Origin of the sequence: Kribbella aluminosa (genome assembly GCF_017876295.1) — a bacterium.
Taxonomy (GTDB): Bacteria; Actinomycetota; Actinomycetes; order Propionibacteriales; family Kribbellaceae; genus Kribbella; species Kribbella aluminosa.
In genome coordinates this window covers 1226606-1247333 of the sequence record NZ_JAGINT010000002.1, presented here as the reverse complement: position 1 = coordinate 1247333, position 20728 = coordinate 1226606, and the positions used below count along the sequence as shown (strand labels likewise).

The window sequence follows — 20728 nt, the reverse complement described above, 5'->3', positions numbered from 1 at the left end:
GATGATGGAGGAGGGTTTGTGGGGCTGGTTTCCCAACCAGACGCAAGCCTACAACCGCAACCTGACAGACCGTTAGCGGTAACTCGAATTCGTACGGAGCCTCATGTTCAAGCCCATCTTCGCTGTGCAACTGCACGATGCCAGGCGGCTGCATTACGACGTGCGGCTGGAGGTGGACGGGGTGCTGAAGTCGTGGGCGGTGCCGCGCGGGCCGTCGCTGGATCCGGTGGTGAAGCGGCTCGCGGTGTTCACCTCGGACCACGATCTGGAGTACGCGTCGTACGAGGGCGTGCACCGGGACGCGCAGTACGGCAGCGGTGCGGTGATCGTCTGGGACGCCGGCGTCTACACGAACCTCACCCGCGACGACCGGCACCGGCTCGTCGACCCCGCGGAGGCGATCGAGCGCGGGCACTTGAAAGTGCAACTGCACGGCGTGAAACTCAACGGCGCCTGGGCTTTCACGAGGACGGGCGGCGACTGGCTGCTGGTCAAGGTGAAGGACGCGGACGCCGACCCGGGCCTCGACCTGACCGTCGCCGAACCGCGCTCGGTGCTCAGCGGCCTCACGATCGAGGAGATGGCCGCCACCTGAGCTCCCGCTCCCGGCCGCGAACGTCACCCAGCCGTACCGTGAGAGCGTCCACGTCCCGGCCGGCGCGACCCCCGGCGTCTACGCCGGCTGCGCGAGTTCGCGGACTTCCAGGCGCTGCTGATCCCGAACACCACGATCGATGCTGCGGGCAACTACAACGTCGGCTGGCAGTCGTTTGATCGTTTCATCCAGATCTACCAGGACGCCGGTCCGCTGCAGTGGATCCACACCCCGCACCTACTCAACGCCAGCGGCTCCGGTCACGGCCCGCAGCTCGCGGAGCTGGAGGTGCGGTACGGATTACCAGCCGTCGATGTGCAGTACGTCGTCCAGCGGCTGACGTGGTGCGGGTTTGAAGTCGGTCCCGATCGTGTACGCGGTCGGGATCAGCACCGTCTGCCGGATGTCCTCCGGTAGACCGAGCAGCTCCTGCACTTCCTGCTCGTAGGTGAGGTGCAGCGTCGTCCACGCCGTACCGAGGCCACGAGCGCGGGCGGCGAGCATGTAGCTCCACGCTGCCGGCAAGATCGAGCCCCAGAGGCCGGACTGGTTCCCCGCGGGCAGCTTCTTCGCCTGCAGGCATGGGAGGACCAGCACCGGCACCTGCCCCATCCGATCGCCCAGGTAGGCCACGCTGTCGCCCACCCGACGCTGCACCGGCCCACGCTCGGGGTCCTCCGCGTGCAGCTTCCCGGCCGCGCCGGGACCGGCCAGGTACTGCTCGACGGCACGCCGGTAGTACTCACCGACCGCCGCACGCTTCTCGGCATCCGTGATCACCAGCCAGTGCCACGTCTGCCGGTTGCTCCCGGACGGCGCCTGCAGCGCGATCTCGAGGCACTCCCGGATCAGCTCCATCGGCACCGGCCGCTCAAGATCGAGCCGCTTCCGCACGGTCCGCGTCGTGGTGAGCAGCTCGTCGGGGTTCAGGTCGAGTGTGTAAGCCACGCACAGCAGTCTACAGTAGTTCTACAGCAGATTATCTACTAAAGGATGGTTTCGATGGGTCTGAACCTGTCCGCCGACGAAGTCCTGTCCACCACCCGCGCTGTGCGGAAGCGGCTCGACTTCACCCGGCCGGTGCCGCGCAGGCTGATCGAGGAGTGCGTCGACCTCGCCACCCAGGCGCCGACCGGGCGGAACCGGCAGCGCTGGCACTTCCTGGTGGTCACCGAGGACGCGCAACGCCGGGCGGTCGCGGACATCTTCCGGCGGGCCGTCACCGAGGCGCCGGGACAGCCGTTGAGTGCGGACGACGTACGGCGGATGAATCATCACGCCCGGTCGACGGAGCGGGTGTTCGACAGCCTGCGATACCTGGTGGACAACATCCATCAGGTGCCGGCGTTCGTGATCCCGGCCGTGGAGGGGCGGACCGATCGCGCGTCGGCGACCGTACAGGCGGGGACCTGGGGGTCCATCCTGCCGGCTGTCTGGAGCTTCATGCTCGCCGCCCGCGAGCGCGGACTCGGCACGGTCTGGACCACCGCCCAGGGGCCGCTCGAACGGGAACTCGCGGACGTGCTCCGGGTGCCCTACGACGAGGTGATGCTCGCCGCGTTCCTCCCGCTGGCGTTCACGATCGGGACCGACTTCCGCCCGGCCAAGCGGGTCCCGCGCGACCAGGTCCTGCACTGGGACCGGTGGTAGGTCCTACTCGAACGGGGTCGGGTCGCCGGCACCGACCCGGACCACCTCGGGGACGTCGTCGGAGAAGTCGACGACGGTCGTCGGTTCGGTACCGACCTCGCCCTCGATGACCGCGTCGATCTGGTTGTCGAGCTCTTCCTTGATCTCCCAGCCTTGCGTCATCGGCTCCTCGTGACCGGGCAGCAGCAGCGTGCTGGAGACCAGCGGCTCGCCCAGCTCTGCGACCAGCGCCTGGGTGATGACGTGGTCCGGGATCCGCACGCCGACCGTCTTCTTCTTCGGGTGCAGCAGGCGGCGCGGGACCTCCTTGGTGGCCGGCAGGATGAACGTGTAGCTGCCCGGTGTGGCCGCCTTGATCGAGCGGAACACCGCGTTGCTGATGTGCACGAACTGCCCGAGCTGCGCGAAGTTCTCGCAGACCAGCGTGAAGTGGTGCCGGTCGTCCAGGTGCCGGATGCTGCGGATCCGGTCGATGCCGTCCCGGTTGCCCAGCTGGCAGCCGAGCGCGTAACAGGAGTCGGTCGGGTACGCGATCAGCCCGTCCTCACGCAGCAGGTCCACCACCTGCCCGATCGACCGCCGCTGAGGGTTCTCGGGATGGATGTCGAAATACCTGGCCATGGCGGTCGAGCCTACTGCGCCGGGCCGGTGGGCTCCGCGATCACCACCAGGTTGTCCTGGTATCCGCCGCGGGACGCGTCGTACGCACCCGTGCAGGTGATCAGCACCAGCCGATGGTCAACCGTTTGGCTGAACGCCCCGCTCGTCGTCGCCAGCGCGTCCTTCCGGACCGCCGCGACCGACACCACCCGGTACGACGCCGTGTGCCCGGATCCACGCAGTACGACGACTTCACCCGGCCGTACGTCGCGCAGCCGGGCGAAGTACCCGAGGCCCTCGGTCTTCGTGTCGACGTGCCCGGCGAGCACCACGGAGCCGTACGGGTCACCGGCCTCGGCGCCGCCGTCCCACCACCCGACGTTCTGCGCCTTCGCCGGCACCTGCAGCAGCCCGTCGACGGTCGTTGCCGTGAGCACCGATGCGTGCGTACCACCGGGCAGTACGACCAACTGCGGCACGAATCGCACCCGTTGACTCGGCGCGGGCGTACCGATCCGCCCCGGCGGCGCGGACAACCTGGTGGTCGGCTGCGGCGGCGTACCCGTGGTGTGGAAGGCGAATGCCGGCGTAGGTGCCGGTACCGCGCCGCTCGCCCCGGCCGCACAACCGGCCAGGGCGAGACAGCACAGCATCGTGCCGAGCAGGCGCCGTTTCAGCGACGGACCGCCTTCCGGCCGACGCCGACGGCGAACGCGAGCGCGGCAAGCAGCACCACGACCCACAGCCCCGACTGACCGGCAGAGCTCTGCGCCTGGTCGAGCTCTGCCGCCTGTCCGCCGGTGCCGGTGTTCACCACCCGCGGCTTGTCCGACCCGGTGGCCGGAACCTTGATCGTGCCGAGCGCAACGGTCATCGTCTTCTGGCTCGGGGCACCGATCGCGAACACCCGGGTCAGATAGCCGGCCTTCACCGGCAGCGCCAGCGGACCGAGCACGACCGGTGAGGTCGCGCCGGTCGGCACGATCTCGACCTGGTACGTCCCGGCCGGCACCACCACGTCCAGCGATTCCCCGTTCGCGACGTTCTGGAAAAGTACCTTTCCGTTCACCCGGATGTCGGCCGGACCGACCGCCGCATCGTGCGCGACCCGCAATCCGGCTTTGTCCTTCGGTACGCCGGTCAACTTGTTCGCGTACGTGGTCAGCAGCGGCGCGCCGCTCGGCGTCACCGGCTGATGAATGACGACGTCCAGGCTCGCCCCGGAGCCCGCCGTGACCTCTCGCTGGATCACCATCTTGCCGCCCTGTTTCGCGGTGATCATCCGCTTCCCGGCCGCCACCCCGAACGGCCCGATCAGCTTCCCACCGGCCACCCCAGCGGCCACCTGACGGCCGTCCACACTGATGTCCAGGCTGCGCCCCGGCAGACCCTGGACGAAGTACAGGTTGGCGCCGGTCGCCGCCACGGCCGGCCCGGCGACCACCGCCGGCGCCACCGCGACGATCGCCGCGAGCAACACCGGAAGCACTCTCCGAATTACCGGACCTGGAATTCTCGAAACATTTTTGTGCACTGTCCGAGATTGCCCGGACACGTCCCGTTCCCGCATTTTTCTCCCCCACTTCATACCTTGGAAATAGCGAACGAATTCACCCGCCCCTGCGAATTCGGGCGTATCCTAAATCCACTTCGGCCCGGCCACCAGGGGACGCACGGGTCTTGTATCTGGGGGGTGCCGACAGGTGCGGGCAGGGGTCCGATGTCTGGCGGTGGTCGCGCTGGCGCTGGGGTACAGCGCGACCACAGCCTGCTCGAACGGTGCCTTCGGACCGACGTCACCGAGTCCGGGGCTGAGCAGCGCGCAGCCGGCCGCACCGCGAACGGTGACCACCAGCACTCCCGGCCCCGGGTCGACCACACCGGGTATCGAACTGACCGTCGTACCGCGCTCGGACGGATCGTTCGACATCACCGAGAATCTGAGGTTGCCGGCGGCCACGGACATGCTGCCGCTCCAGTTGCCCGCGTCCGGCGACCAGCTGCCCGGCATGATGTCGCCGACGAAGCCGCGGGTGACGAACCTGAACGTGGTCGCCGACGACCAGTCGGTGCCGATCGAGAACACCACGCTCTCGGCGTCCGGCGACATCCCGCTGACGGTCGCGGCCACCCGGTTCCGGTTGACGTATCGGCTGTCCGGCTCGGCCGTCCTGGCGACGCCGTCGCAGACCGGGCGGGCCGGCGCGGCCATTCGCCCGCTGACCGCGAGCGCCGACGGGTCGCTGCCGACGGATGTCACGGTGACGAGCGGGCTGCTGAACGCGATCTGCCCACTTCTCGCCGAACCGCGCTGCGCGGTCGGGGATCCTGCCCGGTTGACGGTCCGTCCGGACATCCCGGCCGGGAAGGCCCTCGTCGTACTCCAGCTCGATCTGCCACGCTGAGCCCTATGACTACTGAGCCCCCGGCTGAGGGGCAGATCGCGCTGGGCACGGCCCGCGGTCGATGGGTGCTGGCCGCGACCGCGCTGGGGTCGGGGATGGCGTTCCTGGACGGGACCGTCGTGAACGTCGCACTCCCCGCGATGGGCAAGGACCTGAACGCCGACATGGCCGGTCTGCAGTGGATCGTGAACGGGTACATGCTGATGCTCGCCTCGCTGGTGCTGCTCAGCGGTTCGCTCGGCGACCGGCTCGGCCGCCGGCGGACGTTCGTCGCCGGGGTGATCTGGTTCGCGGCGGCCTCGGTGGTGTGCGCGGTCGCGCCGAACCTCCAGGTAATGATCGCCGGCCGGGTCCTGCAGGGCATCGGCGGCGCGCTGCTGACGCCGGGCAGCCTGGCGATCCTGCAGACCACGTTCCGGCACTCCGACCGCGGCAAGGCGGTCGGCATGTGGTCCGGCCTGACGTCGGTCGCGGCGGCCGTCGGACCGTTCGTCGGCGGCACCCTGGTCGACAGCGGGTACTGGCAGCTGATCTTCCTGATCAATGCACCGCTCGCGCTGGTGACCGTCGTCGTGACGCTCCGGCACGTACCCGAGACCCGCGACGAGGAGGCCGCCGGCAGACTCGACTTCACCGGCGCGATCCTCGCGACCGTCGGTCTCGCCGGGCTGACGTACGGCCTGATCAGCGCCGGCGACCACGGCTTCGGCGACCCGATCGTCCTCACCAGCCTGGTGATCGGCGTCCTCGCGTTCGTCGCGTTCGTCGAGGTCGAGCGGCGCGGCTCGCACCCGATGCTGCCGCCGAGCATCTTCGCCAACCTCCGCTTCACCGGAGCGAACCTGGTCACGGTCGTCGTGTACGGCGCCCTCGGTACGGCGACGTTCCTGGTCGTGGTGTACCTGCAGACGGCGCTGCACTACTCGGCGCTCTGGGCGGGCGCGTCGCTGCTGCCGATGACCGCGCTGATGCTCGGCCTGTCGGGGTACGCCGGCGGGCTGTCGGACCGGATCGGCGCACGCATCCCGATGACCGTCGGGCCGGTGCTGATGGCCGGCGGGTTCCTGCTGATGCTGCGGATCGACACCGGCTCGAACTACGTGACCGCCGTACTTCCGGCCGTCGTACTGCTCGGACTCGGACTCGTCTCGACCGTCGCGCCGCTGACCGCAACCGTGCTGTCGTCGGTCGAGGACCACCACGCGGGGGTCGCCTCCGGGGTGAACAACGCGGTCGCCCGGTCGGCTCAGCTGATGGCGGTCGCCGCGATCCCGATAGCGGCCGGTATCACCGGCGACGCGTACCGCAATCCGGCTGCCTTCCACAACGGCTTCGGGAACGCCCTGGTGATCTCCGCGGTCCTGGCCGCGGCCGGCGGCGCGATCGCCTGGTTCACGCTCGGCGAGCGCGCACGTCCGGGCCTGGTGCATCACCACCCGCACTGCGCACTGGAGGCCCCGCCGTACGCGGACAGCAAGAACTGATTTGTCGACTTATCGGTGCTGGCGGCAAATGCTCAACGGACGCGCGGTACGGCCAGGTAGTGCCTGCGGCTGACCGCGTCGAGGCGCTCGATCGCGTACCGGAGCATGGTGCGCGGCATCCGGCCGGCGTACCGGTCGAGGAACGCGCGCAGCTCGGCCTCGTCGACGCGCTTGCCGGCCTCGCGGAGCATCCAGCCGGACGCCTTGTGGATCAGGTCCTCCCGATCGTCGAGCACCTCGGCGGACAGCCTGTAGGTGTCGGCGCTCTGGCCCTGGTTGATCAGGTACTGCGTGGCGACCAGCGCGATTCGTCGTTCCCAGAGGGACGTCGAGCGGACGAGTTCGTACAGCGGGTCCCGGGACTTGTCGAGCAGGTACCCGCCGACGATCTGCGGAGCGCTGCAGTCCACCAGGTCCCAGTTGTTGATGTACGCCGTACTGCGCAGGTAGATCTCGTAGAGCGCCTGCAGCTCGGCCGGGTTCGCCGTACGCGGCTTGATCGCCCGTGCCGCCCGGTCGGCCAGCAGACAGAGGATCGTCAGGCGGTGCTCGTGCACCGGGCTGGTCAGCGCCTGCTCGAGCTCGGGCAGCGGCAGGTCGGCACGCAGGTACGGCTTGAGGATGCCGCGGATCGTCGACAACTTGACGCCGATCATCCGATCGCCGTGACCGTACTCGCCGGGTCCCAGCTTGAAGTAGCGCGCGAGGATCAGCGCAGCTGCCGGGTCGGCGGCCGCGTCGACGTCGGAGAGTAGTCGCGCGGTACTCAAACCAGCGCTTTACCGTCGAGAACGCCCATGCCGCCTTGTCTACACCACGGCAGGTCCCGTAGGTCACGCTCCGGGTTCCAACGTCGCGAGACCCGTTGTGACGCCTGCGCCATCAGGCATACGGTGTGAGAACAGGGCAGTTCCATTTCCGCCAGGACCCGCGTTCGTGGCGCTACCCCGGGGGAGATACCCGCGTGACCAGCCAGCCAGAGCCGCGGGACGGCATGATCAGGACCACGTTCGATGCCGTCACCGAAGAGCTGGAACCGGGCGTGCTCATGGTCCGGATGTCCGGCGAGATCGACATCGCGAGCACCGAGTTCGCCGCCGAGGCGATCCGGGCCGCGGTCGCACCGCCGTCCCGGCTGGTGCTGATCGACCTGTCCGCCGTCACGTTCTGCAGCTCCGCCGGCCTCGGCAACCTGGTCGAGGCCCGCAACCTCGCCGGCCAGCACGACATCACGCTCGCACTGGTCGGCGTCGGCCGCCCGGTCGACCGCCCGCTCACCGTCACCGGCCTCGGCGGCCAGTTCCGGATCTACGGCACCGCCACCGAGGCACTTGCGGACTTGTAAGGTCGTTGAACCTTCGAGGCCACCGGGTGCGGTAGCCTCCGGTGTCTCCGACGAAGGAAAGTCATGGGTGAGCTAGCCAAGATCGTGGTCGTCGTACCGACCTACAACGAGCGGGACAACCTGCCTGTGCTGGCCGGACTGCTGTCCGACCTGAACCTGCCCGGCCTGGAACTTCTGGTGGTCGACGACAACTCCCCCGACGGTACGGGCGACGTCGCCGACGAGCTGGCGAAGAAGTCGCCGGAGAAGGTCGGCGTACTGCACCGGACCGTGAAGGACGGCCTCGGCCGCGCGTACGTCGCCGGGATCACCCGCGCGCTCGACGAGGGTGCCGACATCGTCATCCAGATGGACGCCGACCTGTCGCACCCGGCCTCGGTCGTCCCGATCATGGTCGAGACGCTGCGGACCACCGACGCCGGCGTGGTGATCGGCTCCCGGTACGTCCCCGGCGGCTCCGCCGCGGCCGAATGGGGCTGGCACCGCCGGGCGCTGTCCGCCTGGGCCAACTTCTACGTGAACGCGATCCTGCGCCTGCACGTGAAGGACGCCACCGCCGGCTTCAAGGCCTGGAAGGCCGACACCCTGCGCTGGATCGACGTCGCGTCGGTCGCCAGCAACGGGTACTCGTTCCAGGTCGAGATGAACTACCGGACGGTCAAGCGCGGCCTCAAGATCGCCGAGGTCCCGATCCGCTTCGAGGAACGCACCGAGGGCGTCTCCAAGATGTCCCTCAAGGTCCAACTCGAGTCGGCCCTCATGCCCTGGAAGCTCCTCTTCACCCGCTCCTGACCCTCGTCGGACCTGGATCAGATCGACCTGGGTCGCCAGCATCCGACCGGCGCGGATGCTCGAGTTCGCGGGCGGAATCGGGTGCTTCCGGGCGGACTGCCCCACCCCGGCTCGTCCGGCCTACCCGTACCCGAGTTGATGCAACCGCTCGTCGTCGATGCCGAAGTGGTGGGCGATCTCATGCACGACTGTGATGTGCACCTCCTCCACCACGTCGTCGACGGTCTCGCAGATCCTCAACGTCGGGTTGCGGTAGATCGTGATCCGGTCCGGCAGGACGCCGCCGTAGTAGTGCCCGCGCTCGGTCAGCGGGATCCCCTCGTAGATCCCGAGCAGCTCCGGATCCCCCGCCGGCGGCTCGTCCTCCACGAACACCGCCACGTTGTCGATCAGCCCCGCCAACTCCTCCGGTACCTCGTCCAACGCCTGCGCGACCAGCCCCTCGAAGTCGGTCCGGCTCATCTCGATCACCCCACCAGTATCCCGTTTTGGAAGCTGGCGCGGTCTCCTCTATGCTTACGGCTGTCCCTGGAGCTTCGGCTCCCGCGGGTCCGAGTCCCCATCGTCTAGTGGCCTAGGACGCTGCCCTTTCAAGGCGGTAACGCGGGTTCGAATCCCGTTGGGGATACGGCCGAAAGGCCGGTGCAAGAAGTACCTCGAGGATGCTGTACGATCGTCGAGTCATTGAGGCCCAGTGGCGCAGTTGGTTAGCGTGCCGCCCTGTCACGGCGGAGGTCGCGGGTTCGAGTCCCGTCTGGGTCGCCAGGAGAAGAAGGCGGCGGTGTCCACAACACCGCCGCCGAACTTTCTCCCGGTCAGGTAGCTCAGCTGGTAGAGCGTCCGCCTGAAAAGCGGAAGGTCGGCGGTTCGAGACCGCCCCTGACCACCCTTTCTTGAGCGTGGATCTCGGTCTGAGATCCGCCGATCCTCCCGCTGGTCCAGCAACAAGTACAGCAGCACCTGTCCGGCAGCCATCCCCTCGAGCTGTTTCAGCGCGTGCCGCTGGTCCTCCAGCGCATGGCGTACGCCGCGATGATCACCTGGACGTCCGCGTGGCCACGATCGTTTGCACGATGTGCGGGGCACCTTCAGCCTTAGGAGCAAGGTCACGCACGAGTGCCGGAGATCGTGGAAGTGCACCTCGTCCAGTTCAGCCGCCTTCCGGATCGGGTACGACGTCGGGTTGTCTGGCTCGATCGCCGTACCGACCTCAGTCGTGAACACGGATCCCGTATCGACCCGCTTCGCGCCGGCCAACAGCTGTTCCGGCGCCTGCTGGTGCTTGGGGCTCGCCAACGCCTCAAGGCATACCTTGATCAGTGCATTGAGCGGCGTCGGCCTGGCTTCGTTGACCAGGAGCCGAGCCTGTTTCTCGGTCGCTCTGCGATTGGTGCCGTACTGCGCAACTAGGCCACGTTCTGCTGTAGGACCTCCTCTCGCGCAGCGGTTTGGAGCACGTTTCGCAGCGGACGGGTTGGCGGTTCGAAACCGCCCTGAGCTGCGGTTCCAGGTCGCGAGACCGCCGACCATTTCGCTGGTCCGGGTCTAGCAGCCCCGGGCTGGCCGAGTCTTGATCGGGTTGCCCGGCCGGTGTGAGACTGCGGAGATGCCGCAGGATCTCGTCGAAGTCGCATGCCGCTGGGTCGACGCGTTGGAACAGGCGAACGTACCAGCGGCCAACGCGGTCAGCGGCCTCGTCGGATGGGATCCAGGTCCGTGGATCGCCGAGTCGTGGCGGCCGGATGTGGACGAGCTCGCGGGTTCGGACCGGACCGTGAGCAATGCGCGGCGGGTCAACGATCACATGGTCCGCGTCGTCCTGAAAGGCAACAGTGGACAGGCGTTCGTGAGCGTGGTGCTGGACCAGGCCGCCAAGGTCGTCGGTACGTCGGTCGACTCCGACGAGCAGGACGGACGATTCTGGGTCGTTGTCGGCTGCCCCGACGAGCGAGCGGACGAGCTGCGGGCGTTCTACACGATGCTCACCCACGGACGGATCGGACCGGGCGAGGGCCGGATGCGCCCTCCACGCTGGCGCGACCCGGCACACCCGACGCAGATCCATCTCGATGTGCTCGTCGCCGACCTCGAGGCTGCCGAGCGCGCAGCGCTGGAGCACGGGGCGACGAAGCTGAAGGACTTCCCCGGCTGGCGCGTGTACGCCGACCCGGTGGGCCATCCGTTCTGCCTCTACCCCGGCCTCACCGAACCCACGGACCGATTCGGCACGCTCGTCCGCGTGGTGATCGACTGCGCCGCTCCACCGACGCTGGCCCGGTTCTGGGGCGGCGTACTGGACATGCCCCGTACGGTCGAAGACTCACCCGACCGGATCGTGATCGCCCGCGACGACGAGCGGCTCCCGATGATCGCCCTGCAGCGCGTCCCCCACTACCAACCACCCCGGTGGCCCGACCCTGCGTATCCGCCGCAGATGCATTTCGACATCGGCTTCGACGACCGGGCCGAGAAGGAACGCCTCGCCCTCGGCCTCGGCGGGACCCTGCTACCGCCGCAGGGCGGCAGCTGCCCGGTGTATGCCGACCCGGCCGGCCACCCATTCTGCCTGTGCTACAAGGGCGAATGAGCCGACCCCGGCAACAGTCTTCAAGGCGGCGCTTCCACTCGTGGTAGTCGGTGTTGGGGCTCATCGGCCAGGTCCCGCGCAATACGTGAGCACAGGTGCCCGCCGAGCCGCGCAAGGCAGGTACGCGAAGTCAATTCCCGTTCGCGCCTGAGCGGACATCCGTCATTGCACGGAAGGTGCACTCCTGCCTGCCTTGGCGGGCGGTCGCGAGGGCTTCGGCCTCTACGATTGCTGAGTGCTGACAGGACCGGTCGACCTTGATTGGGGGCCGGAGACGTGGGATGCATGGCACCCGCAGACGATCGCCGGCCTTCTTGCGGGAACGTCTGCGCGTTGGTGGGTGGTCGGCGGGTGGGCTTTGGATCTGTTCCAGGGGCGCCAGACTCGTGAACACGAGGACCTGGAGATCGCGACCCCGCTGTGGGACTTCGACGTGATTCGCGAGCGATTGTCCGCCTACGAGTTCTTCGTCGCAGGCCGGGAGGGCTTCTGGCCTGTCGACGGCGCTGGTGCTGCGTACCTTCGAATACCAGCAGACCATGGCCCGAGACCCATCGACGGGTATGTGGTGTGTCGACGTGATGCGTGTCCCCGACGACGGGGCGAACTGGATCTGCTCACTCGACCGCAGGATCCGCCGGCCCTACGTTGATGCGATCGCCCACACGTCGGACGGCATCCCGTACCTTCGTCCGGAGCTGGCCCGGGCCAGCGTCCAGGCCATCCGCGCGCCGCTCCGGGCCGGACAACTCGCCGGCGCGGACGAATCGGTCCAGGGCGGTTCCGGTCGCGCCGCGAGCTCCAGCAGGGCCAGCCGGCGCAGACCGTGATATCCACCGGCGCGATCCCAGACCGTCTTGGTCATCGAGCCGGTCCGCGGCGACGGCAGGTGCCGCAGATCGGTCGCGCTCCGCAGGTACCCGTCCCGACGGCGCTCGCGCAGCTCGGCGACGGGCTCTCGGTCCGCGGGCAACTCGGTCAGCCCGGTTTCGGCATCGAACTCCAGCCAGGTCAGGTACTCGACGAACGCGAGCACCAGGATGTGCCGGTCCTGCGGTATCCCGCTCGGCCGACCCGCCGCCAGCCGACGCAACCGGGCCAGCTCACTCTGCTCACGCCAGATCAACCGAAAAACCCGGTACGCCGGTCCGTCGTGCTCGGGCGGCAGCGCGAGCCGTGCGACGCCGTCGGTGAGATGTACAGGTACGCCTCGAGGTCGCCGGTGGCGATCGTCGGCACGGCGGATGATCTGCGCATCGGGCACCTGCTCAGGTTGAACTAACACCCCGTCCGGATCCTCGATTTCTCGCATCTGTCCGCGAGTCGCGTAGCTTCAGTTGGCTTCAGGTCGACTTCAGTACTACGGTAGAGCTACGGTGTAACTACGGTCAATCGCCAGTTTGTCAGGAACAACGGGTGAGCGATCTCAGGCCGGAGCCCCGCCGGTCCACGGACGGCACGGCGAACGAGCGACCCTCGGACGCCGCACTACAGTGGGGCTCGGTGAAGTCGGGTAGAGCCGGGTATACGATCAGTCGGCCCGCCGCACCCGCAGTTGGTCGACCATTTCGGGAGTGAGAGTGGCCCCCTCTCCAGAGGCCGTACGACTCGCCAGACGACTCCGGGACCTTCGGGAATCCGAGCGACTGACCCAGAAGGACCTGTCGAACGCGTTGAGCGCCGGCGAGGTCCGCGTCGCGGTGGCGACGATCAGCTCCTGGGAGTCGCAGTCCAATCCGAAGCTGCCCCCGGAGGAGCGGCTGCGCTCGTACGCGCTGCTGTTCGCGATGACGGTCGTCCCCGACCGCGTGCCCCGCGAACAGGAGCTGAACACCGCCGAACGCGAACGCTTCAGCGCCCTGCACCGCGAACTCGTCGCCCTCCGCGACGACATCCGCCACCACCAGACCGGTACGCCGACCTCCAGCGGCTCCTACACCTTCGACTTCGAATCCGGCCGCATCACGCTGATCTGCCCGGAGATCCCGGAGGACGGACGGTCGTCGCTCGCCGACCCGGACAACCCGAACTTCACCCGGCTGTACAGCTACGCGGACCTCGATGCGCTGATCGAGATGTGGGGCCACGTCCGCGCGTCCAACCCGGAGCTCCGGGTCCGGCACCGGTTGCCGTCGGAGGTGAGCGCGGACCACCTGTCCGGCCACCTGGTCCTGATCGGCGGCATCGCCTGGAACCGGGTGACCAGCCGTCTGCTGCGCGTTCTCGACAACCTGCCGATCCGGCAACTGTCGGTCCCGGACCTGGCCGACGGCGAGATCTTCCGGTCCCGCGACGGTCAGGAGTACCGGCCGCAGTGGGAGGAGCGCAAGGACTACGTCCCCGAGGACGACGCGCCGTCGAAGGCCGACCTCGAGGCGGACCAGGCCCAGGACGCCTGGCGGGGCGACAAGCCTCGCGAGCTCGTCGAGGACGTCGCGTTGTTCGCCCGGCTGCCGAACCCGTTCAACCACAGCCGGACCATCACGATCTGCAACGGCGTCTACAGCCGCGGCGTCCTGGGCGCGGTCCGGACGCTCACCGACGACGCCGTCCGCGAGCGCAACGAGACGTACCTGGCGAACAGGTTCCCGGGCGGCGTCTTCGGTCTGCTGATGCGCGTCCCGGTGGTGAACGGCGAGGCCGTCACGCCCGACCTGGAGATCGCGGAGAACCGGCTGTACGAATGGTCACCGGAGGACGACACCGAATGAGCCGCCGATCCCGACAAATCCGATCGTCGCACGCGGGCCTGCTCTGCGACGGCTCCGCTCCGGCAGGGCCGGCGGCGGGCACCAAGCTCGACGCGATCGTGGTCCCGGCCGCGCGGCGGGCGGCCGAGCTGCAGCCCGTGATCACGCTGGCCGCCGACCAGCGCGTGCCGCTCGTCATCCTCTGCAGCCGTGAGGCGCTGCTGGACAAGGTCGTCGAACGAGTGAAGAGCACGTTGTACGCCCAGGCCCTGGTCATCCAGGTGCCTGAGGACTACCGGCCGCCGTGCCCGGCCCCGAAGACCTCGGCCCGGAAGTTCCTGGAGGCGTCGGCCGACCGGTCCAGCGACCTCAGCGCGAAACGCAACCTCGGCCTGCTGTACGGCCGGCTGCGCGGCTGGAACAAGATCCTCTTCGTCGACGACGACATCCGGGGTCTCAAGTCCACGGACGTCGACCGCCTGACCGGGTACCTCGACAGGCATCCGGTCGCGTCGATGGCCAGCCGGGAGTTCCCCGACAACTCGGTGGTCTGCCACGCACGAGGCTTGGTCGCGCCGCAGGACGTGTTCGTCAGCGGCGCCGTCCTCGGCGTCGATCTGCAACGCCCGGAGCTGTCGTTCTTCGCCGACATCTACAACGAGGACTGGTTCTTCTTCGCCCGGTACGCCGCCCGGCGGGCGATCCCGAAGATCGGCGAGGTCCGGCAGTTGGCGTACAACCCGTTCGCCGATCCGCAGCGCGCGGCCCGGGAGGAGTTCGGCGACCTGCTGGCCGAGGGGCTCTACGCGGCATTCGAGAGCCAGCCGGGCATGCCCTTCGAGGAGCAGCTCCGGATCGCGATGGAGCCGACGTACTGGGACCGCTTCAAGGGCATCCGGCTGAAGACCATCGAGGACACCCTCGAGGCGGTGCGGAGAGCGAAGGCATCGATCGACGAGAAGGAGTTCCCGCGCATCGTCACGTCGCTGGAGACCGCCAGGACGTGGGCGCACCGCAGCTCCTCGAGCCTGTGTGTGGAGTTCATCCAGAGCTGGCAGGAGGACGAGGAGCTCTGGCAGAAGATGCTCGGCAATCTCCCGTCGAGGCAGCGCAAAGAGGACGCACTGAGCCAGCTGCGGCTGACCAACTGGGTCTCTTGTGGGTACGGCCTACCGACCGAATCGCAGGCGGATCTCGCGTCGGCCGGAGCCGTCGGCCAGTAGCTGGCGTTCGCCGGTGGGGCTGAAGCCGAGTCGGTCGTACACCTGACGTGCGACCGTGTTGGTGTCCAGCACCCAGACCCGCCATTCGGTGACGGCGGGTTCGGCCGCGGCGAGCTGGGCGAGGATGAACCGCAGTACGCCGTTGCGGCGGTACCGCGGGTCCACCCAGACCGACTCGATGTGGCGTTCGTACGGCGGGCGGCCGGCGACGCGGACGGAGCTCGCCATGCCGACGATCCAGGCCGTGTCCCGGGCGACGACCCAGTGCATCCGGGTGAACCGCTCCCGCCAGCGGTCCTCACCGACGGTCACCTCTTCCTCGTAATCGGCGATGTACGCCGTTGGCGAGTCCTTGAGGGCCCGGAGGCGTACCTCTCGGGCGATCGGCCAGTCGTCGGCACCGAGCATGGCGAGTTCCAAGGTCCCGGACCCCTTCGGGAGATGGCAGCACAGCATCCATACCAGTGTCGCCGTTTGGCCCGATCACCAAACCGTCCCGCCGACAATGTCACATCAGGTGACCGGTTTCACCCCGGTGAAGCGGGTACGCAGTCCAGCTAGTTGTTCCGCGGTCGCGCCGGACTGGAGGAGGTAGGTGCGGGTTCCGCCGTACCGGTGCTGGACGTGGGTGAGGAGGCGGAGGATGGTTTCGGGTGGGGTGCCGTAGTCGGTGGCGATGACGTCGTGAGGGACGCCCAGGAGATCGAGGGTCAGGGCGATGACGACGCCGGTGCGGTCCTTGCCGGCGTGGCAGTTGACGGCCACGCAGCCGGGTGGGGCCTCGGCGATGGTGGTGATCGCCGTGGCGACGCGGCCGGCGTAGTCGTCCACGAGGACGCGGTACTGCTCGTACAGGTCGAGGTCCGAGACGTCGGGGTCCGCCGGGTCCCAGAGGGGAACGTTGCACCAGCGGGGATCCGCGACGTACGGCGAGGGAAATGTCTCGCATTCCCACGCGCTCCGGAGGTCGACGAATCTCGTGATGCCGGCGGACTCGACGGCGGCGAGGCCGGCGGCGGTCAGCTGGTCGAGGTTGTCGCTTCTGACCAGTCTTCCCGGCCGTACGTCGCCCAGGCCGCCGAGGTCCCTGGCATTTCCGCAGTCCGGCCAGTTCAGTGTGCGCACGGCAACCACCCTAGAACCAAGGATGGTTGCCGTGTGCAACTTTAGGCGGCGGCGGTGGCTTCGGTGAGCTGTTCCGAGGTGGGCTGCAGCTGCGGGGTCGCGAGCGTCAGCACGACGTTGGCGATCGCGAACGCGGCGGCCGCGAGCAGACCTCGTTCGTACCCGGACTGCAACGCCTGCAGCTGGCTCGCGCCGTGAGCGAGCTCGTTGGTGGTGTGCGTGATCGAGAGCGTGGTGACGATCGCGAGCCCCAGCGCGCCGCCCACCTGGTACATCGCGTTGACCACACCCGACGCGGCACCCGCCTCGACCGGACGCACTTCGGACACCGCGTTGATCTGACCCGGTACGCCGACCCCGATGATGCCGAAGCCGAAGATGATCAGACCGGGAAGCAACTGGCTCGGGTAGCTACCCGTGGCGTTGGCTTGCGAAAGCAGCAGCAGACCGACGACGCTCAGCACCGCACCGGCCAGCTGCACCGTCCGGGTACCGAGGCGTTGCACCAGCTGCGACGCGAGCACCGCACCGACGATCGCCGCGCCGCCCATCGGCAGGAAGTGGATACCCGCCTGGAGCGCACTGTCGCCGCGCACCTGCTGCAGGTAGATCGCGGTCAGGAAGAACATCGACAGGAACCCGGCCCCGTTCAGCGCCAGCGAAGCGCCGGAAACACTGAGCGCCCGCGACCGGAACAACCGCAGCGGGACCAGCGGAGAAGCCGACCGCGATTCGACGAAGACAAAGGCACCCAGCAGGATCACACCGGCCGTCAGTACGCCGACAACCTCGAAAGAACCCCACCCGGAGGGCTCGGAGCGCACGACGCCGTAGACAACAGCCATCAGCCCAGCCGTGCCCAGTACGGCGCCCCAGGTGTCGAAGGTACGACGACCCGTCGTATGGCGCACGTCCCGCACGAAGACCGGGATCAGGGCGACCAGTGCGAGCACGATCGGTACGTTCACGAAGAACACCCACTGCCAGCTCAAGGAATCCACCAGGACCCCGCCGGCGACGACACCGAGCGTTCCGCCGAGGCCGGCGAGGCCGCCCCAGACGCCCATCGCGATATTGCGTTCGCGGCTGTGGGCGAAGGTCATCGTCAGGATGGCCAGCGCCGCCGGCGAGAGCAGAGCGCCCCCGAGGCCTTGGACTGCCCGGGCACCGATGAGGAACTCCGGTGAGTTGGACAACCCCGCGATCAGCGAAGTGGCACCGAACAGCAGCAGCCCCGCGGTGAACACCCGGCGCGGGCCGAGCAGGTCGGCCATCCGGCCGCCCAGCAGCAGGAAGCCGCCGAAGAGCAGCGTGTAGGCGTTGATCACCCACTGCAGGGAGTCGGCGGAGAAGTGCAGGTCCGCCTGGATGTGGGGCAGCGCGACGTTCACGATCGTCACGTCGAGCACCACGATGAACTGCGCGAGGGCCAGCAACGCCAGGGTGGCCCAAGGACTGCGTCGCATCGCCGTACCTCATTACTCAGAGTGGTGTATACGCCGTATGTATACGGCGTAAGCTTACGGAGTAGACACTAGGTCTACGGTGTAGACTTGTCAACGTGATCACCAAGGAGACCGCCCGCCGGCTCGATCCGGTGCGGGTCGTCGAGACCGCGCTGGCCATCGCCGACGACGAGGGGCCGGCCGCTGTCTCGTTCCGGAAGCTCGCCGCACGGCACGACGTCACGCCGATGGCGCTGTACCGGCACTTCAAGGACAAGGACGATCTGCTGTCGGCGCTCGGCGATCGCCTGCTCGCGGACGTCGTACTGCCGGAGCCGACCGACGAGCCGTGGGACGAGCAGTTGCACGCGCTGCTGACCGCATTCGTCGACGCGCTCCGCGCGCACCCGCGACTGGCGGACCTCACACTGGCCCGGATCCTGGTCGCCGAGCCCGGTCTCGCGCTGGCCGAGCGGGCGCTCGGCCTGCTGGTCGAGGGCGGCTTCCCGGTCGACGACGCGGCGGAGATCGGCCGGCAGTCGATCTGCTCGCTGATCGCGCTCGTCACCACGGACCCGATCGCCCGCGAGGTGAGCGATCCGGAGGCCCGCGAGGCGTCCCTGCGCCGCAAGCGCGCGGCACTCGGCGCGCTGTCGCCGACGCAGTACCCGCTGGTCACCTCGGCCGCCGGCGCGCTGGTCTGCCCCTCGTCCCAGGACCGGTACTACGCAGTCGGCGTCGACCTGGTGGTCGCCGGGATCCGCGGCGTCCGGGATTGAGCGGTCCCTGAGAACGGGTGTCTCAGCGACACGATCCGCCCCGAGAGGACTACGCTCCGAAGCGGAGCGATACCACTCTCTATGGAGGTACACCGATGGCGGGGAAGTTCGAGCTGTACAAGGACAAGTCCGGGGAGTTCCGGTTCCGCTTGAAGGCTGGGAACGGCGAGATCATCGCGACCAGCAGCGAGAGCTACAAGACCAAGGCCTCCGCGATCAACGGGATCGACTCGATCAAGCGGAACGCCGCGGAGGCGAACGTCGACGACCAGACTGACTGATACCTCAAGAAAACAAGGGGGTTTCTCCGGGTGACCGGAGAAACCCCCATTCTTGTTCGCCGGGGTCAGAGCCCGTCCGCGAACATCACGCCGCGGATCTCCACGCCCAGGCCCTCGATACCCGCGTCCGGGATCATCGCGGCCAGCTCGACCGCCCGCTCCCGGGACGCCACGTCGATCAGGTAGAAGCCGCCGAGAAACTCCTTCGACTCCACGAACGGCCCGTCGGTGACTGCCGGCACGCCGTTGCGCACCTTCACCACCGCGGACTCGGACGGCTGCGTCAGCGCGACCGTGCTGTGGAACTCGCCCGACGACTTGATGGTGTCGATGAACTTCTGGTGCCCGGCGCCGATGGCCTGCTGCTCCGCCTCGGGCAGCGCCTCGAGCACCTCGGTGTTGATGTTCAGGACCAGTAGGTACTTCACGGTGTCTCCTTCGGAACCCGGCCCCCGCCGATCGGGCGCCTTCATCCATCAGTACGGAGCGGGCCGATGCGTCTTGACATGCCCTAGTTTTCTTTCATGAATGGGCTGAGTCTCACAGATGTCCAGGCCGCCGCCGACCGGCTCGCCGGGGTTGCGCACCGTACGCCGGTGCTCACCTCGCGGACGCTCGACGAACGGGTCGGGGCGCGGGTGTTCCTGAAGGCGGAGAACTTCCAGCGGATCGGCGCCTTCAAGTTCCGCGGCGCGTACAACGCGATCAGCCGGCTCGGCCCGGAGCAGCTCGCGGCCGGCGTCGCGGCGTACTCGTCGGGGAATCACGCACAGGCCGTCGCACTGGCGGCCCGCCTGGCCGGGACGTCGGCGGTGATCCTGATGCCCGAGGACGCTCCGCCGACGAAGCTGGCGGCGACCCGGGGGTACGGCGCCGAGGTGGTGACCTACGACCGGTACACCCAGGACCGGACCGCGCTCGCGCAGGAGCTGGCGGCGGAGCGCGGGCGGACGCTGATCCCGCCGTACGACCACTACGACGTGATGGCGGGGCAGGGCACGGTCGCGCTGGAGCTGATCGAGGACGTCGGGCATCTCGGCGCGCTGCTGGTCCCGGTCGGCGGCGGCGGGCTGATGGCCGGCTGCGCGACGGCGGCGACGTTGATGTCGCCGGGGATCCGGATGATCGGCGTCGAGCCTGCGGCGGGCGACGACCACGCCCGGTCGCTGGCGGCCGGCGAGCGGGTGCGGATCGACGTACCGCGGACGATCGCGGACGGGCAGGCGATCGCGACACCGGGCGAGCTGACGTTCGCGGTGAACCGGCAGCTGGTGGAGTCGTTCGAGCTGGTCAGCGACGAGGAGATCGTGGCCGCGATGGCGTTCGCGTTCGAGCGGCTGAAGATCGTCCTGGAGCCGAGCGGGGCGAGCGCGCTGGCGGCACTGCTGGCCGGACGGATCCACGGGCTGCCGGAGCGCGTCGGAGTGGTGCTGTCCGGCGGCAACGTAGGCCTGGAACGCTTCCGCGAGCTGCTGGAAACTAGCTGAACGCGCAAGAACTTTAGGGTGCCCTCACCACCCTCTGTGCCCGTCGTCACAGAAAGCCACCGGCAACTGTGACCGAGGCCACATCGAAGCCCTCAGTGCACGCCTGCGCCCCGCTCAGACGCGCTCAGGACACCCGGTGTTCATCCACACTTGCTGACCCGTCAGAGGACCATTCAGGCCCTTTCGGGAGCGACTCTGTGGATTGAAGGGTTTGCGCCGTGATCGTTCTGTTATACAGTC

General features: G+C 68.4%; 26 protein-coding genes and 3 tRNA genes. 17 read left to right on the top strand and 12 right to left on the bottom strand.

Annotation, left to right across the window (positions count from 1 at the left end; translation table 11 throughout):
- The first annotated feature begins 103 nt into the window (after window positions 1–103).
- The gene (locus tag JOF29_RS27400; protein ID WP_209697301.1) at window positions 104–595 is read left to right on the top strand and encodes a DNA polymerase ligase N-terminal domain-containing protein; all 492 of its coding nucleotides are present in this window, start codon (window positions 104–106) and stop codon (window positions 593–595) included.
- A gap of 78 nt (window positions 596–673) precedes the next feature.
- On the opposite strand, the gene JOF29_RS27395 is transcribed toward JOF29_RS27400, so the two are convergent.
- Window positions 674–823, bottom strand: coding sequence for a hypothetical protein (locus JOF29_RS27395; protein WP_209697300.1), 150 nt, complete (start codon window positions 821–823; stop codon window positions 674–676).
- Between the two features lie 72 nt (window positions 824–895).
- A complete protein-coding gene (locus tag JOF29_RS27390) occupies window positions 896–1543 on the bottom strand; it encodes a nitroreductase family protein (RefSeq protein WP_209697299.1) in 648 nt (215 codons plus the stop codon).
- Between the two features lie 54 nt (window positions 1544–1597).
- Here JOF29_RS27390 and JOF29_RS27385 point away from each other — a divergent pair, with 54 nt between their 5' ends.
- A complete protein-coding gene (locus JOF29_RS27385) occupies window positions 1598–2245 on the top strand; it encodes a nitroreductase family protein (protein ID WP_209697298.1) in 648 nt (215 codons plus the stop codon).
- 3 nt (window positions 2246–2248) lie between these two features.
- On the opposite strand, the gene JOF29_RS27380 is transcribed toward JOF29_RS27385, so the two are convergent.
- The 3 genes from JOF29_RS27380 to JOF29_RS27370 are packed head-to-tail and all read right to left on the bottom strand — an operon-like array spanning window position 2249 to window position 4325.
- Complete coding sequence (locus JOF29_RS27380) at window positions 2249–2866, bottom strand: L-threonylcarbamoyladenylate synthase (protein ID WP_209697297.1); 618 nt, start codon at window positions 2864–2866, stop codon at window positions 2249–2251.
- Window positions 2867–2877: 11 nt separating this feature from the next.
- Entirely contained in the window at window positions 2878–3498 is a 621-nt protein-coding gene (locus tag JOF29_RS27375) for a class F sortase (RefSeq protein WP_245359502.1), read from the bottom strand.
- A gap of 20 nt (window positions 3499–3518) precedes the next feature.
- The gene (locus JOF29_RS27370) at window positions 3519–4325 is read right to left on the bottom strand and encodes a DUF4397 domain-containing protein (RefSeq protein ID WP_307863727.1); all 807 of its coding nucleotides are present in this window, start codon (window positions 4323–4325) and stop codon (window positions 3519–3521) included.
- Window positions 4326–4548: 223 nt separating this feature from the next.
- Between JOF29_RS27370 and JOF29_RS27365 the strand changes: the two genes are divergently transcribed.
- On the top strand, window positions 4549–5250 hold the full coding sequence (locus JOF29_RS27365; RefSeq protein ID WP_209697295.1) for a hypothetical protein: 702 nt from the start codon (window positions 4549–4551) through the stop codon (window positions 5248–5250).
- A gap of 5 nt (window positions 5251–5255) precedes the next feature.
- Window positions 5256–6734, top strand: coding sequence for an MFS transporter (locus JOF29_RS27360; protein WP_209697294.1), 1479 nt, complete (start codon window positions 5256–5258; stop codon window positions 6732–6734).
- 32 nt (window positions 6735–6766) lie between these two features.
- Here JOF29_RS27360 and JOF29_RS27355 read toward each other — a convergent pair whose 3' ends face one another.
- On the bottom strand, window positions 6767–7504 hold the full coding sequence (locus JOF29_RS27355; protein WP_209697293.1) for a DNA alkylation repair protein: 738 nt from the start codon (window positions 7502–7504) through the stop codon (window positions 6767–6769).
- Between the two features lie 194 nt (window positions 7505–7698).
- Between JOF29_RS27355 and JOF29_RS27350 the strand changes: the two genes are divergently transcribed.
- Together JOF29_RS27350 and JOF29_RS27345 are read left to right on the top strand one after the other, a co-directional pair.
- A complete protein-coding gene (locus tag JOF29_RS27350; RefSeq protein WP_209697292.1) occupies window positions 7699–8079 on the top strand; it encodes an STAS domain-containing protein in 381 nt (126 codons plus the stop codon).
- Window positions 8080–8142: 63 nt separating this feature from the next.
- Entirely contained in the window at window positions 8143–8871 is a 729-nt protein-coding gene (locus JOF29_RS27345) for a polyprenol monophosphomannose synthase (RefSeq protein WP_209697291.1), read from the top strand.
- A gap of 120 nt (window positions 8872–8991) precedes the next feature.
- Here the strand turns inward: JOF29_RS27345 and JOF29_RS27340 are convergent, their stop codons facing one another.
- Window positions 8992–9333 carry a metallopeptidase family protein gene (locus JOF29_RS27340; RefSeq protein WP_245360484.1) on the bottom strand — a complete coding sequence of 114 codons (342 nt, stop codon included), beginning with the start codon at window positions 9331–9333 and terminating at the stop codon, window positions 8992–8994.
- Between the two features lie 93 nt (window positions 9334–9426).
- Here JOF29_RS27340 and JOF29_RS27335 point away from each other — a divergent pair.
- The 6 genes from JOF29_RS27335 to JOF29_RS46105 all read left to right on the top strand — a co-directional run bounded on the left by JOF29_RS27335 (window position 9427) and on the right by JOF29_RS46105 (window position 12110).
- Window positions 9427–9499 (top strand) — tRNA-Glu (locus JOF29_RS27335).
- Between the two features lie 60 nt (window positions 9500–9559).
- Window positions 9560–9636 (top strand) — tRNA-Asp (locus JOF29_RS27330).
- A gap of 48 nt (window positions 9637–9684) precedes the next feature.
- Window positions 9685–9757: transfer RNA gene (locus JOF29_RS27325), tRNA-Phe, on the top strand.
- Between the two features lie 230 nt (window positions 9758–9987).
- The gene (locus JOF29_RS27320; RefSeq protein ID WP_209697289.1) at window positions 9988–10281 is read left to right on the top strand and encodes a hypothetical protein; all 294 of its coding nucleotides are present in this window, start codon (window positions 9988–9990) and stop codon (window positions 10279–10281) included.
- A gap of 196 nt (window positions 10282–10477) precedes the next feature.
- Window positions 10478–11458: a VOC family protein gene (locus tag JOF29_RS27315; RefSeq protein ID WP_209697288.1), complete on the top strand. Its 981-nt coding sequence runs from the start codon at window positions 10478–10480 to the stop codon at window positions 11456–11458.
- 235 nt (window positions 11459–11693) lie between these two features.
- On the top strand, window positions 11694–12110 hold the full coding sequence (locus JOF29_RS46105) for a nucleotidyltransferase domain-containing protein (protein ID WP_209697287.1): 417 nt from the start codon (window positions 11694–11696) through the stop codon (window positions 12108–12110).
- Here the strand turns inward: JOF29_RS46105 and JOF29_RS27305 are convergent.
- Window positions 12102–12722, bottom strand: coding sequence for a hypothetical protein (locus JOF29_RS27305; RefSeq protein ID WP_209697286.1), 621 nt, complete (start codon window positions 12720–12722; stop codon window positions 12102–12104). The two genes, JOF29_RS46105 and JOF29_RS27305, sit on opposite strands and share 9 nt — an antisense overlap.
- Before the next feature lie 316 nt (window positions 12723–13038).
- Here JOF29_RS27305 and JOF29_RS27300 point away from each other — a divergent pair, with 316 nt between their 5' ends.
- Both JOF29_RS27300 and JOF29_RS27295 read left to right on the top strand, forming a co-directional pair.
- Window positions 13039–14169, top strand: coding sequence for a hypothetical protein (locus JOF29_RS27300; RefSeq protein ID WP_209697285.1), 1131 nt, complete (start codon window positions 13039–13041; stop codon window positions 14167–14169).
- A complete protein-coding gene (locus tag JOF29_RS27295) occupies window positions 14166–15371 on the top strand; it encodes a hypothetical protein (RefSeq protein WP_209697284.1) in 1206 nt (401 codons plus the stop codon). Before JOF29_RS27300 ends, JOF29_RS27295 begins: the two co-directional genes overlap by 4 nt.
- On the opposite strand, the gene JOF29_RS27290 is transcribed toward JOF29_RS27295, so the two are convergent.
- From JOF29_RS27290 to JOF29_RS27280, 3 genes are all read right to left on the bottom strand, one after another.
- Entirely contained in the window at window positions 15318–15791 is a 474-nt protein-coding gene (locus JOF29_RS27290) for a GNAT family N-acetyltransferase (protein WP_209697283.1), read from the bottom strand. The genes JOF29_RS27295 and JOF29_RS27290 overlap by 54 nt on opposite strands.
- A gap of 93 nt (window positions 15792–15884) precedes the next feature.
- Window positions 15885–16496 (bottom strand): tyrosine-protein phosphatase, encoded by a 612-nt coding sequence (locus tag JOF29_RS27285; RefSeq protein WP_209697282.1) that lies wholly within the window; start codon window positions 16494–16496, stop codon window positions 15885–15887.
- Window positions 16497–16537: 41 nt separating this feature from the next.
- Window positions 16538–17962: an MFS transporter gene (locus tag JOF29_RS27280; protein ID WP_209697281.1), complete on the bottom strand. Its 1425-nt coding sequence runs from the start codon at window positions 17960–17962 to the stop codon at window positions 16538–16540.
- Between the two features lie 95 nt (window positions 17963–18057).
- Here JOF29_RS27280 and JOF29_RS27275 point away from each other — a divergent pair, with 95 nt between their 5' ends.
- Together JOF29_RS27275 and JOF29_RS27270 are read left to right on the top strand one after the other, a co-directional pair.
- Complete coding sequence (locus JOF29_RS27275; protein ID WP_209697280.1) at window positions 18058–18720, top strand: TetR/AcrR family transcriptional regulator; 663 nt, start codon at window positions 18058–18060, stop codon at window positions 18718–18720.
- Between the two features lie 95 nt (window positions 18721–18815).
- A complete protein-coding gene (locus JOF29_RS27270) occupies window positions 18816–19001 on the top strand; it encodes a YegP family protein (RefSeq protein ID WP_209697279.1) in 186 nt (61 codons plus the stop codon).
- A 65-nt stretch (window positions 19002–19066) separates the two neighbouring features.
- Here the strand turns inward: JOF29_RS27270 and JOF29_RS27265 are convergent, their stop codons facing one another.
- Window positions 19067–19429 (bottom strand): YciI family protein, encoded by a 363-nt coding sequence (locus JOF29_RS27265; RefSeq protein ID WP_209697278.1) that lies wholly within the window; start codon window positions 19427–19429, stop codon window positions 19067–19069.
- 96 nt (window positions 19430–19525) lie between these two features.
- Here JOF29_RS27265 and JOF29_RS27260 point away from each other — a divergent pair, with 96 nt between their 5' ends.
- Window positions 19526–20488, top strand: coding sequence for a threo-3-hydroxy-L-aspartate ammonia-lyase (locus JOF29_RS27260; RefSeq protein ID WP_209697277.1), 963 nt, complete (start codon window positions 19526–19528; stop codon window positions 20486–20488).
- The last annotated feature ends 240 nt before the right edge of the window (window positions 20489–20728 follow it).

What these genes read in the sequence shown, in the direction of transcription:
- JOF29_RS27400 (WP_209697301.1), top strand. Translation starts at nt 104, where the DNA reads ATGTTCAAGCCCATCTTCGCTGTGCAACTGCACGATGCCAGGCGGCTG.
- JOF29_RS27385 (WP_209697298.1), top strand. Translation starts at nt 1,598, where the DNA reads ATGGGTCTGAACCTGTCCGCCGACGAAGTCCTGTCCACCACCCGCGCT.
- JOF29_RS27380 (WP_209697297.1), bottom strand. Translation starts at nt 2,866, where the DNA reads ATGGCCAGGTATTTCGACATCCATCCCGAGAACCCTCAGCGGCGGTCG.
- JOF29_RS27375 (WP_245359502.1), bottom strand. Translation starts at nt 3,498, where the DNA reads ATGCTGTGCTGTCTCGCCCTGGCCGGTTGTGCGGCCGGGGCGAGCGGC.
- JOF29_RS27360 (WP_209697294.1), top strand. Translation starts at nt 5,256, where the DNA reads ATGACTACTGAGCCCCCGGCTGAGGGGCAGATCGCGCTGGGCACGGCC.
- JOF29_RS27345 (WP_209697291.1), top strand. Translation starts at nt 8,143, where the DNA reads ATGGGTGAGCTAGCCAAGATCGTGGTCGTCGTACCGACCTACAACGAG.
- JOF29_RS27340 (WP_245360484.1), bottom strand. Translation starts at nt 9,333, where the DNA reads ATGAGCCGGACCGACTTCGAGGGGCTGGTCGCGCAGGCGTTGGACGAG.
- JOF29_RS27315 (WP_209697288.1), top strand. Translation starts at nt 10,478, where the DNA reads ATGCCGCAGGATCTCGTCGAAGTCGCATGCCGCTGGGTCGACGCGTTG.
- JOF29_RS27295 (WP_209697284.1), top strand. Translation starts at nt 14,166, where the DNA reads ATGAGCCGCCGATCCCGACAAATCCGATCGTCGCACGCGGGCCTGCTC.
- JOF29_RS27280 (WP_209697281.1), bottom strand. Translation starts at nt 17,962, where the DNA reads ATGCGACGCAGTCCTTGGGCCACCCTGGCGTTGCTGGCCCTCGCGCAG.
- JOF29_RS27270 (WP_209697279.1), top strand. Translation starts at nt 18,816, where the DNA reads ATGGCGGGGAAGTTCGAGCTGTACAAGGACAAGTCCGGGGAGTTCCGG.
- JOF29_RS27260 (WP_209697277.1), top strand. Translation starts at nt 19,526, where the DNA reads ATGAATGGGCTGAGTCTCACAGATGTCCAGGCCGCCGCCGACCGGCTC.